The sequence below is a fragment of the Jatrophihabitans lederbergiae genome (genome assembly GCF_031845305.1).
GTDB classification, from domain to species: domain Bacteria; phylum Actinomycetota; class Actinomycetes; order Mycobacteriales; family Jatrophihabitantaceae; genus Jatrophihabitans_A; species Jatrophihabitans_A lederbergiae.
This window is the reverse complement of sequence record NZ_JAVREH010000195.1, coordinates 1-873: the sequence shown is the minus strand read 5'-3', so window position 1 is coordinate 873 and position 873 is coordinate 1. Positions and strand designations below refer to the sequence as shown.

Sequence of the window (873 nt, the reverse complement as noted above, 5' to 3'; positions counted from 1 at the left end):
TCATCGGCCGCATGTGGTGGTGTCTACAGAACGGTCAACTCTGGGACGAGCACGCCGCCTGGAACGAACTCTCGACGGGCCCCGCTCAGGTCGCTGCTTGACACTCACTCGCGTGGGATGTCTACCTCGCCACCGGGCAAGGCTGGCTCTATCTCTGCGCCGTGCGCGACGGCTGCTCCCGTCGGGTGATCGGCTGGGCCATGGCCGATCACATGCGCACCGAACTCGTCACCGCGGCACTCGCCATGGCGGTGGCATTTCGAGGTCAACGACCGGCCTCAGTGGTGTTTCATGCCGATCGCGGAACTCAATACACGTCCGCCGAGATGGCCGGCTATGCCGCCGCCCACGGGCTGGCCTGCTCCGTCGGGCGGACCGGGGTCTGTTGGGACAACGCGCAGCAGGAGTCCTACTGGTCCAGCCTGAAATCGGAGTTCTACGACCGCCGCACCTGGCCCACCCGGGCCGGAGCGATCACCGCCGTCGGCGACTGGATCGAACGCGTCTACAACCGCCGCCGGCGTCACTCCGCGCTGGGCATGCTCACCCCACTACAGTTCAAAAAGCTCGCCCGTCAGACGGCACAAGCCGCCTAACCAACCGTCCACCGAGACGGGTCAAGCCCAGAGCCGTTAGGGCGCTACACCGGCGCGTCCTGCGTTGTCTGTGAGGGTTGTGCTGTGGGCGCTCGGGCGCCCCGGGGTTGGGGGGCGAGGTCATCACCTACTGAGGCCGAGGACCCCGCGATGCTTGGCTGCTGGGTTTATTGGTAGGTGATGATGTCGGGTCGGGGGGTCAGGGCCATCACCTCGCCGGGGCTCATCAGGCGGGTGTCTTGGGTGTAGAACAGCTTGAACCCGGTATGAAACCGGG

Annotated in this window: 1 pseudogene; it reads left to right on the top strand. The window is 66.1% G+C overall.

Annotation, left to right across the window (positions count from 1 at the left end):
* Positions 1-122: 122 nt before the first annotated feature.
* Positions 123-596 (top strand): annotated as a pseudogene (locus RM423_RS24940) (IS3 family transposase); the annotation flags it as partial.
* Positions 597-873: the final 277 nt, after the last annotated feature.